A 15180-nucleotide genomic window follows, 5' to 3' on the forward strand; every position below is an offset into this window, starting at 1 on the left:
GGGGGGAGTCCCGGCGGATCCCCGCCGTGCGGCGGATGGACGTCACGCCGACGCGGCCGTCCGCGCCCGCCCCGCGCCCGCCGCGGACGCGACGAGATCGTCCAGGACCTCGCTCAGCCGGTCCAGGCCCGCCGCTATCCAGGGCAGCGCGGCCGGGGCGGGCGACGCGAGCGCGGCCAGCCGCCGCTCGTCGTCGGATCCGTAGAGCAGGCTCGGCGCCACGCGCATCCGCAGAGCCTCGGCGGGCTCCCCGAACGCGCTGCCCGGAAGGACGCCGACGCCGTACCGCTCGAGCAGGAGGCCGGTCAGATCGGCGCCGGTCCGGACGCCGTGGCCGGTGCGGAGCGCCTCCCGCAGCGGGTCGAGGTCCGGGTACACGTAGAAGGCGGCCTCCGGGCGGCGTACCCGCGCCCCCGCCGCCGCGAACCGGTCGGCGACCGCGCGGGCCACGGCGGCGTGCAGCCGGCGGCTGCGGTCGACGTGCTCGGCCAGTTCCGGCGGCTCGGCGAACGCGTACGCCGCCGCGGCCTGCATCGGCGCCGGGGCGCTCGACCAGATCTCGCTCGCCACGCCGAGGACGGCGGCGCGCAGCCGCTCGCCGAACGGCCCGCCGGGCAGCCGCGCGACGCCGAGCCGCCAGCCGCCCGCCGCCAGGCTCTTGCTCAGCGCGGTGGTGACGACCGTGCGCTCGGGTGCGTGGCGGGCCGGGGAGGTGATCGTCCGGCCGGGGTCGTGGACGAGGTCGCGGTAGATCTCGTCCGAGATGATCACGAGGTCGCAGGCGCGGGCGACCTCGCACAGCCGCCGGATCGTCGCGTCGGACGCGATCGTCCCGGTCGGGTTGTCGGGCAGCGTGACCACGACGGCCCGGACGGTGCGGCCCGCGCGGCGGGCGGCGGCGACCGCGTCCGCGAGCAGGGCGGGGTCCGGGACGCCGCCCTCGCCGGGCGGGGTCGGCACCCGGATCGGCTCGGCGCCCGCGAGGGACGCCTGCGCCGCGTAGCTCACCCAGCTCGGCGCCGCGACGGCGACGTCGCCGCCGATCGCCAGCATCAGCGCGAACAGCAGCGGCTTGCTGCCCGGCCCCGCGACGACGCCGGCCGGGTCGGTCTCCAGCCCGCGGCGCCCCCAGTAGCCGGCCGCGGCGGCGCGCAGCGCGGCCGAGCCCGCGACGGGGCCGTAGCCGCCGCGGTCCGCGGCGGCGGCCAGTTGCCGGGTGAGGGCCGGATGGATGGGGATGCCGGCCTCCCCGAATCCGAACGGCAGGACGCGGACGCCCGCGCGCCGCATGCGGGCGAGCGTCTCGTTGACGGCGAGCGTCGGCGACAGCGGGACGGGGCGGGGCTCGAACGGAAGCGGCCGGGCGGGAGGCTTCTGGGCAGGCATCGACGCTCCAAAGCGTGTGACGGTGAGTGCTGGAAATGCTCCATTGAGTGACCCGGCCGGGTTCGACTCATTGTTTGCCCGCTTCGAGCATCATGACAAGCGAGTCTCGGCGATGCTGACCGTAAGAGGTTGTGATGCTGGAAGTGCGCCGCCTTCGGCTGCTCGCCGAATTCGCCCGCCGGGGGAGCATCGCGGCGACGGCCGCGGCCCTCGGCTACACGCCGTCGGCCGTCTCCCAGCAGTTGTCCGCCCTCGAGCGGGAGGCGCGCGTCCCGCTGCTCGACCGCACCGCGCGCAGCGCCGAGCTGACCGATGCCGGACGCCGGCTCGCGGCCCGCGCGGAGGAGATCCTCACGCTCGTCGAGACGGCGGAGGCCGAGCTGTCCGCGCAGTCCGACACCCCGACGGGGAGGGTCGTCGTCACCGCGTTCCCGACCGCCGCCGTCGCGTTCGCCCCCGCCCTGGCGCGCGGTCTCGGCGAGCATCCGGGGCTCGCGTTCGTGCTGCGGCAGACCCGGCCCGCCGACGGGATCCGGCAGGTCCAGAACGGCGAGGTCGACATCGCGCTGGTGGACGACTGGACCGGCAAGGTCCCCGAGAAGTCGCCCGCCGCGCTGGAGTTCTTCCATCTGCGCCGTGACCCGCTGGTGCTGGTCGTGCCGGAGGGCCATCCGCTGTCGGATCCGGAGCGGCCCGTCCGCCTCCAGGAGCTGAGGGAGGAGCCGTGGATGGCGGCGCCGCCGGGCGAGCCGTCCCGGCAGGCCGTCGACCGGCTCCTCGACTCGGTGGGCGGCGCCCGTCCCGTCCCGTGGGAGTTCGAGGGCCTGCACACGATCCTCAGCCTGGTGGCGCGGGGCATCGGCATCACCGCCGTGCCGGCGCTGGCCCTCGCCGCCGGCGACCAGGGGGTGGCGGTCCGGCGGATCCCCGAGTGCACGCTCGCCAGGGAGGTGTACGCCGTGACCCGGACGGCCAGCGTCCGGCGCCCCTCGGTGGCGGTCACGCTTCGGGCGATCTACGCGGCGGCCCGCGACGTGCAGATCGTCGCCCCGGAGTTCTGATTTCCCTCACTTCGGGACGGATCATGCCGATTCTTCCCGTACTGTGGGGCCCGATCGCGACCGCAGCCCAACGCAGGGGCGTCCGGGACCCCCGGACCAGACCACGGAAGGCACAGCGCCCGATGAACGGACCGGCGAGCACGTCGGTGACGCCGGCTCCCCGGCCCCCCGCACCAGCAAGCGACGACGGCCACCACGGCTTCGAGATGCCGCGGCTGCCGGAGCTGCTCCGGCACGCCCTGCCCCGCTTCGTGGAGGGCGTCATCGCCCCCGTCGCGGTGTTCTACGCCGCGCTCGTGGTGCTCGGCCTGACCGGGGCGCTCGTCACCGCCGTCGCCTGGGTCTACGGCGGCATCGCCTGGCGGTACTTCCGCGGCCATCCCGTCACGGGGATGCTGCTGCTGGCGGCGGTCGGGGTGACCGTCCGGGCCGGCCTCGCGGCGGTCACCGGCAGCGCCGTCGTCTACTTCCTGCAGCCCACGCTCGGGACGCTCCTCGTCGGCATGGGGTTCCTGGCGTCGGTGCCGCTGCGGCGGCCGCTCGCCCAGAAGATCGCGACGGACATGGTGCCGTTCCCTGAGGCGTTCCTGCGGCACGAACGGGTCCGCCGTTTCTTTCTGCGGATCTCCCTGCTGTGGTCGATGGTCCTGTTCACGAACGTGAGCATCAGCCTGTGGATGCTGTTCCACCAGTCGATCGGCACCTACCTGTGGCTGCGGACGAGCCTGGTCGCGGGGGTCGGCGCGATCGGCCTCGCCGTCTCGGTGTGGGGCTTCAAGCGGTGCCTGCGGCACATCGACCGCGAGGTCACTGCCCAAGCTTGACCGGATTTGCGGATTACGGATGAGTTTGCCTGGACGTGTGCGAACTTTTCGGTAGTTCCGAACGTCTCCCTAACTCAGATACATTCACTCGCAAGTGGGCGATGTGTGAGGTTTGGGGGATTTCGTGCGAATCAAGGGTCGTGCGGGGGTCGTGCTGACCGGTGGCGCCGGCGCCGTGGCGCTGCTCGCGACCGGCTGCGGTGGCGGCGGCGCGGGCAAGCTGGCCTCCGGCGGCGAGAAGGCCGAGATCACCATCACGCCGGCCAACGGCACCGGCCAGGTCAAGCCCGACGGCACCATCGAGGTGAAGGCGTCGCACGGCCGCCTGCAGGCCGTCACCGTCCAGGACGCCCAGGGCGGGGCGATCTCGGGGGCGCTGGCGTCCGACGGCAGGGTCTGGCACTCGACCCGCACGCTGACACCCGGCGCGTCCTACACCGTGACCGCCAAGGCGGACGACGACGGCAAGGCCCTGACCGCGACCAGCACCTTCACCACGCTGAAGCCCGCCAAGACGCTCTCCATCGTGGACGTCACCCCGAACCTGACGGGGGAGAAGGTCGGCGTCGGGATGCCGATCATGCTGCGCTTCGACCGGCCCGTCACGGACAAGGCCGCGGTGGAGAAGACGCTGAAGGTCACGCCCGAGAAGCCGGTCGAGGGCGCCTGGCGGTGGATCGACTCCCAGCAGGTGATCTACCGGACGAAGACGTACTGGCAGCCCCACCAGACGGTGCGGTTCCAGGCGCAGCTCGCCGGGGTGAACGCGGGCGGCGGCGTGTACGGGGCCAAGGACGTCCAGGAGACGATCACGATCGGCGCCGAGCAGATCACCAAGGGCGACATCGGCGGCCACCACATGACGGTCCGGCGGGACGGCAGGAAGCTGCGCACGATCCCGTTCAGCGCCGGCAACGGCCAGACACGCGAGTACACCACCACGAGCGGCGTCCACCTGCTCATGGAGAGGGGCAACCCCGTCACGATGGTCTCGCCCGGCCGCGAGAAGGGCGACCCCGGCTACTACAAGACCGTCGTGAACCACGCGGTCCGCTTCTCCAACAGCGGCGAGTACACGCACTCGGCGCCGTGGTCGGTGGGCTCGCAGGGGTCGGCGAACGTCAGCCACGGCTGCCTCAACCTCAGCCCCGCCAACGCCAAGTGGTACTACACCATCGCCCAGCGGGGCGACGTCCTGGAGCTCACCGGCAGCAGCCGTGAGGTCGAGTGGAACAACGGCTGGAGCTTCTGGCAACTCTCGTTCGACAAGTGGAAGCAGGGGAGCGCGCTCTCCTGAAGGCCCGCCGCCGCGGGCGGCGCGGTGGTACCAAGGACCTGAACGCGACGTCACGCCCGGACCCCGGTCCGGGCGTGACCCATGTCACGTGAAATGCCCTCCTTGCAACGCTTTGATCTCGGCCGCCCATGAAAATCCGTGGTCATGGCATGATCGACGGATTTTGCCGCTAATGTCTGCCGGACAGACGGCGGGGTACTGGAGGTTCGCGGTGCAGCGGGTGCATTCCGCAAGGTTTCGGGCCGGGACGGGGGTCGCGGGGGCCGTGCTGCTCCTGACGGCGGCCTGCTCCGGCGGCGAGAAGAAGGACGACGGCGTCACGGTCGGCGGCGAGGGCGACGCCTCCGCCCCCCAGGTGACGATCAATCCCGGCAACGGGAACGGCAAGGCGGCCCCCGAGGCCGGCGTCGTCGTCACCGCCGCGGGCGGGACCCTCCAGCAGGTCACCCTGACCGGCAAGGGCAAGCCGGTCGAGGGCGCGATGACCGCGGACAAGACGGGCTGGAAGTCGCGGACGCTGAAACCCGGCACGCGCTACCAGGTGACCGCGGTCGCGGCCAACCCCAAGGGCAAGACGACGACGGTGAACGCCACCTTCGCCACCGTCAGGGCGGCGAACGCGCTGGAGATCACCGACGTCACCCCGTCCAAGGGCGAGAAGGTCGGCGTCGGCATGCCGATCCAGGTGACCTTCAACCGGCCGGTCGCCGACAAGAAGGCCGTGGAGAAGGCCCTTGAGGTCAGGTCCACCAAGCCCGCCACCGGCGCCTGGTACTGGGTCAGCCCCAGCACGGTGATCTTCCGGACGAAGAACGGCGAGTACTGGCAGCCCAACCAGCGGGTGACGTTCACCGCGAAGCTGGCGGGCGTCAAGTCCGGCAAGCGCACCTACGGGACGTCCGACCTCACCCGCCGCTTCTCCATCGGCGACTCGCACGTCCTCACCGTCAGCACGAAGACCAAGCGCGCCGTCGCCAAGAAGAACGGCGTGAAGGTCAAGAGCTGGCCGATCAGCGCCGGCAAGGGCGGCCGCGTCGTCAACGGCGTCGACACCTACCTCACCACCAGCGGCGTCCATCTCACGATGGGCAAGGAGAACCCGGCGATCATGACGTCGGAGTGGATGGGCGTCGACCCCAAGGACAAGAAGAACGGCGGCTACCGCGAGGTCATCCCGCACGCGGTGCGGATCTCCAACAGCGGCGAGTACGTCCACTCCATGGCCGCCACCGTGTGGGCGCAGGGCCGGCGGAACGTCAGCCACGGCTGCGTGAACTCCCCGCCCGCCGCCGCCCGCTGGTTCTACAACTGGTCCTACCGCGGCGACGTCGTCGTCATCACCGGCACCAAGCGCCGCCTCGACTGGAACAACGGCTGGAGCTACTACCAGATGCCGTGGAGCAAGTGGGTGAAGGGCAGCGCCCTGAACCGGACCGTCACCACCGGGTGACCGCGCCCTCCCTCGCCGCGGCCGTCCCGCCCCCCGGGCTGGACGGCCTGCGGCGCGAGGTCCGCGAGTTCCTCGCAGCCGAGATCGGCGCCGGGCGGATCGTCCCCCGCAGCGACAACTGGCTCGCCGGCTGGGACGCGGACTTCAGCCGCCGGCTCGGCGAGCGCGGCTGGATCGGGATGGCCTTCCCGCCCGAGTACGGCGGCTCCGGCGCCGGGTTCCTCGCCCGGTTCGCCGTCACCGAGGAGCTGCTCGCCGCCGGCGCGCCGGTCGCGGCCCACTGGATCGCGGACCGGCAGTCCGGCCCCGCCCTGCTCAGGTACGGGACGGAGGAGCAGCGGCGCGCCTACCTGCCCGGCATCGCGCGCGGCGAGATCTCCTTCGCGATCGGCATGTCGGAACCGGACTCCGGCTCCGACCTCGCGTCCGTCCGCACCCGGGCCGTGCGGGCCCCCGGCGGCTGGCGCGTCACGGGCACCAAGGTCTGGACGAGCGGCGCGCACCTCGCCCAGGCCATGATCGCGCTGGTCAGGACCGGCCCGCCCGAGCCCGCCCGCCACGCGGGGCTCAGCCAGCTCATCGTCGACCTCGCCGCGCCCGGCGTGGAGATCCGGCCGATCCGGCTGCTGACCGGCGAGCACCACTTCAACGAGGTCGTCCTCACCGATGTGTTCGTCCCGGACGACCGCGTCCTCGGCACGCTCGGCGACGGCTGGCGGCAGGTCACCGGCGAGCTGGCGTTCGAGCGCAGCGGACCGGAGCGGATCCTCAGCACGTTCCCGCTGCTCACCGCGGCCGTCGACCGGCTCGCCGCCCGGGGCTGCCCGGACCGGGCGCGGCTCGGCGCGGTGGTCGCGCGGCTGTGGGCGCTGCGGCGGATGTCGCTGGCCGTCGCCGCCCGCCTCGCCGAGGGGGCGCAGCCCGCGACGGAGGCGGCGCTGGTCAAGGACCTCGGCACCCGGTTCGAGGGCGCGCTGATCGACACGGTGCGGATGCTCGTCCGGGTCGAGCCCGACCTCCTGTCGTCCGACCCCCTGGCCCGGCTGCTCGCCGAGTCGGTGCTGCACGCGCCCGGGTTCACGCTGCGCGGCGGGACGAACGAGATCCTGCGCGGCGTCGTGGCCAAGGCCCTCACGCGGGAGAGCTGATGGACGATGTCACCGAGGCCCTGACCGCGAGCGTCGCCGCCGCCTGCGCCCGGTACGCCGACCCGGACGCGAACTGGAACCCCCGGCTCTGGGACGCGCTGGAGGAGATGGGCGTCACGCTGCTGCCCGTTCCGGAGGAGCGCGGCGGAGCGGGAGGCGACCTCCCGGCCGCGGTCGAGGCGCTGCGGGTCCTCGGCCGGCACGCCGCCGCCGTGCCCGTCGCGGAGACGGCGCTGCTCGCCGGATGGCTGCTGGCGGGATGCGGCGCGGACGTCCCGTCCGGCCCCCTGACCGCCGCCCTCGCGGACGGCCCCCCGGACGTCCTGCGCCGCGTCCCCTGGGCCGGGCACGCCGCCGGCCTCGTGATCCTCACCCCGGACGAGATGCTCTACGCGCCCCGCGACGCCTACGACGTCGAGGACGGCGCCAACCTCGCGGGGGAACCCCGCGACACGGTCCGGCTGCGCGATCCCGGCGCCCTCCGGCGCCACCCCGCTCCGGCCGGCGCGCAAGAGTTCCGCGAGCGCGGGGCGCTCGCCCGTGCGGCGCTGATGGCGGGCGCGATGGAGCGCGCCCTGGAACTGTCCGTCCGGTACGCGAGGGAGCGGGAGCAGTTCGGGCGCCCGCTGGCGGCGTTCCAGGCCGTCCAGGACCATCTGGCGGAGATGGCCGGTGAGACGCTGCTCGCGACGGTCGCCGTGCAGGCCGCCGCCCGCCGCCCCGCCGGCCTGCCCGTCGCGGCGGCGAAGGCGTCCGCGGGCGCGGCGGCCGGGACGGTCGCGCGGCTCGCCCATCAGGTCCACGGCGCCCTCGGCTGCACCGACGAGCACCCGCTGCGGCACGTCACCACCCGGCTGTGGGCCTGGCGGGACGAGTTCGGCGGCGAGGCCGAATGGGCCGAGAGCGCCGCCGACCACGCCCTGGCCGCGGGCGGCCCGGGACTCTGGCCCCTCCTGACCCGCGACGCCTGACCCCGGCCGCCCCCTTCCCCCGGACCCCGAAACGCGCCGATATGCCACCCCCGAAACGCGCATCCGGCGACTCTGGGGATCATGTCGCGGCACCGGAAGGGCGATCGGCCGGAACCGGACGGGACGCGTCGCGCCGCCTCCGGGCGGCCCCGGCGTTTCCCCCATCCGCAGCCAGGGGGAAGAACCCTTCGGAGAGGGGGGACGATGTCCGTGTGCACCGTGACCGGCCGCGCCGAGGGCCCGGCCGCCGTGATCACGCTGTCGGGCGACCTGTCGCTGCCCTGCGTGCAGGAGGTCGAGCGGAAGATCCGCGACGTCCGGCGCGAACACGGGGAGCACCTGGTGTTCGACCTCGCGCCGCTGACCTTCCTCGACTCCAGCGGCCTGAGCCTGCTGCTGCGGTTCTACCTCGCCGCGGAGGGGCGCGGCGGGGGCGCCGCGCTCGTCGGTCCGCTGAGCGGGCAGGTGTCCCGCGTCCTGCAGATCACCAATCTGGACCAGCGCCTCACGATCCACGACTCGCTGGACGCGGCGCTCGACGCGCTCCGCGACGGCGGCCCGGGACCGGGCACCCCCGCGCGGCCCGGCCCGGCCGCACCGCGCCCGCGCTGACGATCCCCCGGCCGGTCACGTCCGAAGGGGGAGGCCGACGGTGACGTCCAGGCCACCGCCCCGGCGCGGGGCCGCGGTGACCGTCCCGCCGTGCGCGGCGGCGGTGGCGCGGACGATCGAGAGGCCCAGCCCGGCGCCCCGGTCCGAGCGGACCCGGTCGGTGCCGAGCCGGCGGAACGGCTCGAAGATCGTCTCGATCTCGTAGGGCGGGACGACGGGGCCGGTGTTGCCGACGGCCAGCTCCGCCCGCCCGTCCCTCACCCGCGTCGCGACCGACAGCCCGCCGCCGTCGCGGTTGTGCCGGATCGCGTTCTCCACCAGGTTCTGGACGAGCCGCTCGATGAGCACCGGGTCCCCGGCGGTCGGGGCGGGGCCGAGCCGCCGGTCCGCGGTGACGCCCCGTTCGCGCGCCTCCCCGGCGGCCTGGTCGAGGACGTGCGCGGCCACGTCGGCGAGGTCGAGCGGGCTCGTGTCGGTCACCGCGTTCTCGCCGGTCGCGAGGGTCAGCATCCCGTCGATGAGCCGCTCGTGCCGGCCGTTCACGACGAGCAGGGCCTCCCCGAGCCGCCTGACGTCCTCGCCGGCGTCGGGGCGGCGGAGCGCGACGTCCACGAGCGTCCGGTTGATCGCGAGGGGCGTGCGCAGCTCGTGCGAGGCGTTCGCGACGAAGCGGCGCTGCCCGTCGAACGACCGGGCCAGCCGCTCCAGCATGGTGTCGAAGGTGTCGGCGAGCTCCTTCACGTCGTCGCGGGGGCCCTCGTAGGCGATCCGCTCGGTGAGGTCGTGGCTGCGCGCGACCCGCCGGGCCGTCTCGGTGATGGTGTGGACGGGCCGCAGCGCGCGGTCGGCGAGCAGCCAGCCGAGGCCGAGCCCGAACGCGCCGACCACGGCGAGCGCGATGCCGCCCTGGGTGAGCAGCGAGTTCAGGGTCTCCTTCTGCGCGTCCGCGCGCGTCCGGACGAGCACGCCCTGGAACCTCTCGGTGGTCACGGCGGCGCCGGGCCGCGGGAGCGCGTGGCCGCCCGGGAGCACCTCCTGCTCGCCGCCGAGCGCGCGGGTGGAGTCGACGCGGATCGGCCCGTTCTGCTGCAGGTTCGCCTTCACCAGGATGTAGGTGAGACCCAGCAGGACGACTCCGGCGGACAGGAACAGCCCCGTGTACAGCAGCATGAGCCGCATCCGGATGGTGAGCCGGACCCGTGTGGTGAGCGGTGTCATCGGATCCGGTACCCCGCTCCCGGGACGGTCTCGATGACCGGCGGGTCGCCGAGCCTGCGGCGCAGCTTCATCAGGGTCACCCGGACGGTGTTGGTGAACGGGTCGGTGTGCTCGTCCCACACCTTCTCCAGGAGCCGCTCGGCGGACACCACCGCGCCGTCCGCGCGCAGCAGCTCGGCGAGCAGCCCGAACTCCTTGCGAGCGAGGTGGACGTACCGGCCGTCGCGCTGCACCTCGCGGCGGGCCGGGTCGAGCCGGATCCCGGCCCGCTCCAGCAGCGGCGGGTCGGCGGGCCGGGCGCGGCGGCCGAGCGCGTGGACGCGGGCGACGAGCTCCGCGAACGCGAACGGCTTGGTGAGGTAGTCGTCCGCGCCGATGCGGAACCCCTCCACGCGCGCCGGGACGGCGACCGCGGCGGTCAGCATCAGCACGCGGACCAGCGCCCCCGACTCCACGACCGCCCGGCACACGTCGTCGCCGTGGACGACGGGCAGGTCCCGGTCCAGGACGAGGACGTCGTAGTCGTTGACGCCGAGCCGCTCCAGCGCGGCGTCCCCGTCGTACACCACGTCCACGGCGAGGGCCTCGGCCCGCAGGCCCTCGGCGATCGAATCGGCGAGCATCCGCTCGTCCTCGGCGATCAGTACGCGCACCCGGCCGTCCCCTTCCCCGCGTCCGTTCCGTCGCACAGCCTGGCGCGCGGGGCGTAACGCCGGCATAACGCGATCCGGTTACGCCGGGGTTACCGCCGCCCGGATGGACTTCGGGACGCCGCCGCGGCGCGCGTGCCGCGGCGGGACGACAGGAGGACGACGATGCGGCGACGGATGATCGCGGCGCTGCTCCTCGCCCCGGCGCTGGCCCTCGGGGCGCAGGGCTGCGGGGGCGGCGGGGCGGACGAGGGACCGGCCGGGGGGAAGAGCGACCAGGACAAGATGCGCGAGTTCGCCCAGTGCATGCGGAAGAACGGCGTGGACATGCAGGACCCGGGCGTGGACGGGCGTATCGAGATCAGGGCGTCCGCCCGTCCCGGACAGGGCTCGCCCGGGGGAGACGGGAAGATCGAGGCGGCGCAGAAGAAGTGCCGGCATCTGATGCCGGGCGGCGGCAGGCCGAAGAGGCTCAGCCCGGAGGACACGGCGAAGCAGCGGGCGTTCTCCAAGTGCATGCGGGACAACGGCGTCACGAGCTTCCCCGACCCGCAGCCCGACGGCGGCGTGCGGATCGAGGCCCGCAAGGGATCGGGTCTGGACCCGGAGAGCCGGGAGTTCAAGGACGCCGAGAAGGCGTGCCGCAGGCACGCGCCGGGCGGCGGCAGGGTCGCGCCGGGCGGGAGCGGCGGATGATCGGGAAGCGCACGGCCGCCCTCGGGGCCGCGGGAGCGGTCGTCGCGGGCGGCGCGGGGCTCGCCACCGCGGGCCTCGGCGGCGGCGGCGAACCGGCGGCGGCGCGCGGCGCGCGGCCGCCCGCGACGGCGCCCGTCGAGCGCACGACGCTGACCGAGACCCAGGAGGTCGACGGCACCCTCGGCTACGGAACCGCCGCCACCGTCGCGTCCACCGGGCGCGGGACCATCACGTGGCTGCCCGGGGAGGGCGCGGTCGTCTCCCGGGGCCGTCCCCTCTACAGGATCGACAACCGGCCGGTGCCCCTGCTGTACGGGTCGCTGCCGGTGTACCGGACCCTGGCGCAGGGCGCGGAGGGCACCGACGTCCGGCAGCTCGAGCGCAACCTCGCCGCGCTGGGCTACACCGGCTTCACGGTGGACCGGGAGTTCACCGCCGGGACCGCCGCGGCCGTCCGGGAATGGCAGGAGGACCTCGGCATGGACGAGACGGGCCGGGTGGCGCCCGGGTCCGTCGCGGTCGCGTCCGGCCGGGTCCGGGTGGCGGAGCGGAAGGCCGCCGTCGGGACCCGCGCCGGCGGGGCCGTCCTCACCTGCACCGGCACCACCCGGGTCGTCAGTGTCGACCTCGACGTGCGGTACCAGCGGCTCGCGAAGAAGGGAGCGGAGGTGGAGGTCGAGCTCCCGGGAGGCGGCACCACGAAGGGAAGGATCACCTCCGTCGGGAAGGTGGCGACGGAGGGCCGGGGGGAGGACCCCACGACGATCGAGGTCGAGATCGCGGTGCCCGGCCAGAGGTCCCTCGGCTCCTACGACAAGGCGCCCGTCACGGTCCGGCTCACCGCCGGGCGGCACGCGGACGTCCTCGCCGTGCCGGTCGGGGCGCTGCTCGCGCAGGGCGACGGCGGCTACGCGGTGCAGGTCGTCCAGGACGGCCGGGTCCGCACCGTGCCCGTCGAGACGGGCGTCTTCACCGGCGGCAAGGTCGAGGTCTCGGGCCGGGGGCTCGCCGAGGGCGTGACGGTGGGGGTGCCGGCATGACCCCGGTCGTGGAGCTGCGGGAGGTCACCAAGACCTACCCGGGCGGCGTGACCGCGCTGGACGCCGTCTCCCTGACCGTCGCGGCGGGGGAGCTCGTCGCGATCGCCGGGCCGTCCGGATCGGGCAAGTCGACGATGCTGCACCTGCTCGGCACGCTGGACCGGCCGAGCTCCGGCACCGTCCTCGTCGAGGGCCGGGACGCGTCCCGGCTGCCGGACCGGCGGCTGTCGGCGCTGCGCGCCCGCCGGATCGGGTTCGTGTTCCAGCAGTTCCATCTCGCCGCCGGGGTCAGCGCCCTCGACAACGTCGCGGACGGGCTGCTGTACCGGGGCGTGCCCCTCGCCGGACGGCGGCGGCGCGCCCGCGCCGCGCTGGAGCGCGTCGGGCTGGGGCACCGCCTCGGGCACCGGCCGCACCAGCTGTCCGGCGGTGAGAGGCAGCGGGTCGCGATCGCCCGCGCCGTCGTCGGGGAGCCCGCGCTGCTGCTCGCCGACGAGCCGACCGGCGCGCTCGACACCGCGTCCGGCGACGGGGTCGTCGAGCTGCTTCGCGAACTCGCGGGCGGCGGCACCGCCGTCGTGCTCATCACCCACGACCGCGACATCGCGGCGCGGCTGCCCCGCCGGGTCGGGATGCGCGACGGGCGGATCGTCCGGGACGCGGCGCCGGCGGAGGCCGCGCGATGAGGGCGCGCGTGATGAGGGGACGCGCGGTGATCGGGCGCGCCTTGGGAGGACGCGCCGACGACGCGCCGCCGCGGCTCGGCCCCGCCGACGTGCTGCGGACCGGCGCCGCCGGGCTGCGGTCCCGCCCGCTGCGGGTGTTCCTGTCCGCCTTCGGCATCGCGATCGGCATCGCGGCGATGATCGGCGTGGTGGGGGTCTCCGCGTCCAGCCGCGCCCAGCTTCAGGAGACCCTGGACCGGCTCGGCACGAACCTGCTGACCGTCGGGCCCGGACGCGACTTCTTCGGCGACGACGCGAAGCTGCCGGCGGAGTCGGTCGGGATGGTCGCGCGGATCGCGGGCGTCGAGTCCGCGTCCGCGACGGGGAGGCTGGAGGGCGTCAACGTGTTCCGCAACGACCGCGTCCCGGAGGCGGAGACCGGCGGCATCACGGTGTCCGCGGCCCGCCTCGACCTGCCCCGGACCGCCGGCCTGGACCTGGCGGCGGGGACGTGGCTGAACGCGGGCACGGCCCGCTACCCGGCGGTCGTCCTCGGCACCGACGCGGCGGCCCGGCTCGGCGTCTTCGGCCCGAACACGCAGGTGTGGCTCGGATCGCGGTGGTTCACCGTCGTCGGGATCCTGGAGCCGAACCGGCTCGTCCCCGAGCTGGACGCGGCCGCGCTCGTCGGCTGGGAGGCCGCGCGGTCCCACCTCGGCTTCGACGGCCACCCCACCATGATCTACACGCGCGCCGGCAAGGGGCGCGTCGACGACGTCCGGGAGGTGCTCGCCGCCACCGCCGGCCCGGAGGCGCCGAACGAGGTGGAGGTGAGCCGCCCCTCCGACGCGCTCGCCGCCCAGAACGCCGCCGACCGGACGTTCACCGGCCTGCTCCTCGGCCTCGGCGGGGTCGCGCTGCTCGTCGGCGGCGTCGGCGTCGCCAACACCATGGTGATCTCCGTGCTGGAGCGCCGCGCCGAGATCGGCCTGCGCCGCTCGCTCGGCGCGACGCGCGGCCAGATCCGGCTGCAGTTCCTCACCGAGTCGCAGCTGCTCGCCGCGCTCGGCGGGGTCGGCGGCGTCGTCCTCGGCATCGCGGTCACCGCCGTGTTCGCGGTCTCCCAGGGCTGGCCGGCGGTGGTGCCGCCCTGGGCGATGGCGGGCGGCGTCCTCGCCACCCTCCTGATCGGAGCCGTCGCCGGCCTGTACCCCGCCGTCCGCGCCGCGCGGCTGCCGCCCACGGACGCACTGGCCGCCCCATGAGACGATCGGGGTCTCGGAACGATCGGAGAAGTCCATGGCCGACGAGCGGAGCACCCCCCGCGCCGATCTGAGCACCCCCAACACGGCGCGGATCTACGACTACCTGCTCGGCGGCAAGGACCACTACGCGCCCGACCGGGAGGTGGCCGAGCGGCTGCTCGAGGTGATCCCCGAGGCGCGGGCGGCGGCGCGCGCGAACCACGCGTTCATCGGGCGCGCCGTCCGCCTCCTCGCGCGGGAGGGCGTCCGGCAGTTCATCGACATCGGCACCAAGCTCCCGGCGCGCGGAAACGTGCACGAGGTCGCCGCCGGCATCGCGCCGGACGCGACCGTCGTGTTCGCCGACGGCGACCCCGTCGTGCTGGCGCACGCGCGGGCCCTGCTCACCGGGGTCGCGCGGACCGCCGTCGCGCACGTCGACCCGCTGCGGCCGGACGCCGTCGTCGCCGACCCGGCGGTCCGCGGCCGGATCGACTTCGGCCGCCCCGTCGCCGTCGTCCTCGACCGGGTGCTGCACTTCATCGGCGACAACGCGGCGGCGGCCGGGGTCGTCCGGCGGCTGCACGACGCGCTCGCCCCCGGCAGCCACCTCGTCTTCACCCACATCACGCAGGACCCCGAGCCCGCCGCCGGCGACGACGTCGACCGCGCCTTCGAGCCGTCCGCCGGGCACTTCCGCGGCCGGACCCGCGCGCAGCTGCTCGACGTCGTCGCGCCGTTCGAGCTCCTGGAGCCGGGCCTCACCTACACCTCGACGTGGCGGCCCGACGACGGCGACCCCGGCCCCGACGATCCGCGGCGCACCTTCACCCTGGCCGGAGTCGGCCGCCGCACCTGACCGGCACCCGGCTCCGGGACACCGGCCGCGGGACCGGGAAACCACGGGGCCGCCCCCGT

At 74.8% G+C, this 15180-nt stretch carries 15 protein-coding genes; 12 read left to right on the forward strand and 3 right to left on the reverse strand.

Annotation, left to right across the window (positions count from 1 at the left end):
- Positions 1–42 precede the first annotated feature (42 nt).
- Complete coding sequence (locus tag IE99_RS0111560; protein WP_051712402.1) at positions 43–1386, reverse strand: pyridoxal phosphate-dependent aminotransferase; 1344 nt, start codon at positions 1384–1386, stop codon at positions 43–45.
- 134 nt (positions 1387–1520) lie between these two features.
- Here IE99_RS0111560 and IE99_RS0111565 point away from each other — a divergent pair, with 134 nt between their 5' ends.
- The 7 genes from IE99_RS0111565 (at position 1521) to IE99_RS0111595 (ending at position 8749) form a co-directional block, all read left to right on the forward strand.
- Positions 1521–2447, forward strand: coding sequence for a LysR family transcriptional regulator (locus IE99_RS0111565; RefSeq protein ID WP_030168108.1), 927 nt, complete (start codon positions 1521–1523; stop codon positions 2445–2447).
- 122 nt (positions 2448–2569) lie between these two features.
- On the forward strand, positions 2570–3271 hold the full coding sequence (locus IE99_RS0111570; protein ID WP_245623166.1) for a DUF3159 domain-containing protein: 702 nt from the start codon (positions 2570–2572) through the stop codon (positions 3269–3271).
- A 124-nt stretch (positions 3272–3395) separates the two neighbouring features.
- Complete coding sequence (locus tag IE99_RS0111575; RefSeq protein WP_030168117.1) at positions 3396–4568, forward strand: L,D-transpeptidase; 1173 nt, start codon at positions 3396–3398, stop codon at positions 4566–4568.
- A gap of 172 nt (positions 4569–4740) precedes the next feature.
- Positions 4741–6018: a L,D-transpeptidase gene (locus tag IE99_RS0111580; protein WP_084219441.1), complete on the forward strand. Its 1278-nt coding sequence runs from the start codon at positions 4741–4743 to the stop codon at positions 6016–6018.
- Positions 6015–7166 (forward strand): acyl-CoA dehydrogenase family protein, encoded by a 1152-nt coding sequence (locus IE99_RS0111585; RefSeq protein WP_030168123.1) that lies wholly within the window; start codon positions 6015–6017, stop codon positions 7164–7166. Before IE99_RS0111580 ends, IE99_RS0111585 begins: the two co-directional genes overlap by 4 nt.
- The gene (locus tag IE99_RS0111590) at positions 7166–8137 is read left to right on the forward strand and encodes an acyl-CoA dehydrogenase family protein (RefSeq protein WP_051712403.1); all 972 of its coding nucleotides are present in this window, start codon (positions 7166–7168) and stop codon (positions 8135–8137) included. Before IE99_RS0111585 ends, IE99_RS0111590 begins: the two co-directional genes overlap by 1 nt.
- 204 nt (positions 8138–8341) lie before the next feature.
- Positions 8342–8749, forward strand: coding sequence for an anti-sigma factor antagonist (locus IE99_RS0111595; protein WP_051712404.1), 408 nt, complete (start codon positions 8342–8344; stop codon positions 8747–8749).
- Positions 8750–8764: 15 nt separating this feature from the next.
- On the opposite strand, the gene IE99_RS0111600 is transcribed toward IE99_RS0111595, so the two are convergent.
- Complete coding sequence (locus tag IE99_RS0111600) at positions 8765–9967, reverse strand: sensor histidine kinase (protein ID WP_030168132.1); 1203 nt, start codon at positions 9965–9967, stop codon at positions 8765–8767.
- Complete coding sequence (locus IE99_RS0111605) at positions 9964–10620, reverse strand: response regulator transcription factor (RefSeq protein ID WP_030168135.1); 657 nt, start codon at positions 10618–10620, stop codon at positions 9964–9966. Before IE99_RS0111605 ends, IE99_RS0111600 begins: the two co-directional genes overlap by 4 nt.
- Positions 10621–10782: 162 nt before the next feature.
- Between IE99_RS0111605 and IE99_RS32635 the strand changes: the two genes are divergently transcribed.
- From IE99_RS32635 to IE99_RS0111630, 5 genes are read left to right on the forward strand one after another with little or no spacing between them, the layout of a single operon-like run.
- Positions 10783–11313 carry a hypothetical protein gene (locus IE99_RS32635; RefSeq protein WP_211258785.1) on the forward strand — a complete coding sequence of 177 codons (531 nt, stop codon included), beginning with the start codon at positions 10783–10785 and terminating at the stop codon, positions 11311–11313.
- Positions 11310–12353 (forward strand): efflux RND transporter periplasmic adaptor subunit, encoded by a 1044-nt coding sequence (locus IE99_RS0111615; RefSeq protein WP_211258786.1) that lies wholly within the window; start codon positions 11310–11312, stop codon positions 12351–12353. The genes IE99_RS32635 and IE99_RS0111615 overlap by 4 nt, the downstream gene beginning before the upstream one ends.
- Positions 12350–13039 carry an ABC transporter ATP-binding protein gene (locus IE99_RS0111620; protein ID WP_030168143.1) on the forward strand — a complete coding sequence of 230 codons (690 nt, stop codon included), beginning with the start codon at positions 12350–12352 and terminating at the stop codon, positions 13037–13039. The genes IE99_RS0111615 and IE99_RS0111620 overlap by 4 nt, the downstream gene beginning before the upstream one ends.
- A gap of 11 nt (positions 13040–13050) precedes the next feature.
- Positions 13051–14283, forward strand: coding sequence for an ABC transporter permease (locus IE99_RS0111625; RefSeq protein WP_051712405.1), 1233 nt, complete (start codon positions 13051–13053; stop codon positions 14281–14283).
- A gap of 34 nt (positions 14284–14317) precedes the next feature.
- The gene (locus tag IE99_RS0111630; RefSeq protein ID WP_030168150.1) at positions 14318–15121 is read left to right on the forward strand and encodes an SAM-dependent methyltransferase; all 804 of its coding nucleotides are present in this window, start codon (positions 14318–14320) and stop codon (positions 15119–15121) included.
- Positions 15122–15180 lie beyond the last annotated feature (59 nt).

This window comes from Spirillospora albida (assembly GCF_000718255.1).
Lineage (GTDB): Bacteria > Actinomycetota > Actinomycetes > Streptosporangiales > Streptosporangiaceae > Spirillospora > Spirillospora albida.

Coding starts and splice junctions, on each gene's coding strand:
- IE99_RS0111560 (WP_051712402.1), bottom strand. CDS start 1,386: ATGCCTGCCCAGAAGCCTCCCGCCCGGCCGCTTCCGTTCGAGCCCCGC.
- IE99_RS0111565 (WP_030168108.1), top strand. CDS start 1,521: ATGCTGGAAGTGCGCCGCCTTCGGCTGCTCGCCGAATTCGCCCGCCGG.
- IE99_RS0111570 (WP_245623166.1), top strand. CDS start 2,570: ATGAACGGACCGGCGAGCACGTCGGTGACGCCGGCTCCCCGGCCCCCC.
- IE99_RS0111580 (WP_084219441.1), top strand. CDS start 4,741: ATGTCTGCCGGACAGACGGCGGGGTACTGGAGGTTCGCGGTGCAGCGG.
- IE99_RS0111590 (WP_051712403.1), top strand. CDS start 7,166: ATGGACGATGTCACCGAGGCCCTGACCGCGAGCGTCGCCGCCGCCTGC.
- IE99_RS0111595 (WP_051712404.1), top strand. CDS start 8,342: ATGTCCGTGTGCACCGTGACCGGCCGCGCCGAGGGCCCGGCCGCCGTG.
- IE99_RS0111600 (WP_030168132.1), bottom strand. CDS start 9,967: ATGACACCGCTCACCACACGGGTCCGGCTCACCATCCGGATGCGGCTC.
- IE99_RS32635 (WP_211258785.1), top strand. CDS start 10,783: ATGCGGCGACGGATGATCGCGGCGCTGCTCCTCGCCCCGGCGCTGGCC.
- IE99_RS0111615 (WP_211258786.1), top strand. CDS start 11,310: ATGATCGGGAAGCGCACGGCCGCCCTCGGGGCCGCGGGAGCGGTCGTC.
- IE99_RS0111620 (WP_030168143.1), top strand. CDS start 12,350: ATGACCCCGGTCGTGGAGCTGCGGGAGGTCACCAAGACCTACCCGGGC.
- IE99_RS0111625 (WP_051712405.1), top strand. CDS start 13,051: ATGAGGGGACGCGCGGTGATCGGGCGCGCCTTGGGAGGACGCGCCGAC.
- IE99_RS0111630 (WP_030168150.1), top strand. CDS start 14,318: ATGGCCGACGAGCGGAGCACCCCCCGCGCCGATCTGAGCACCCCCAAC.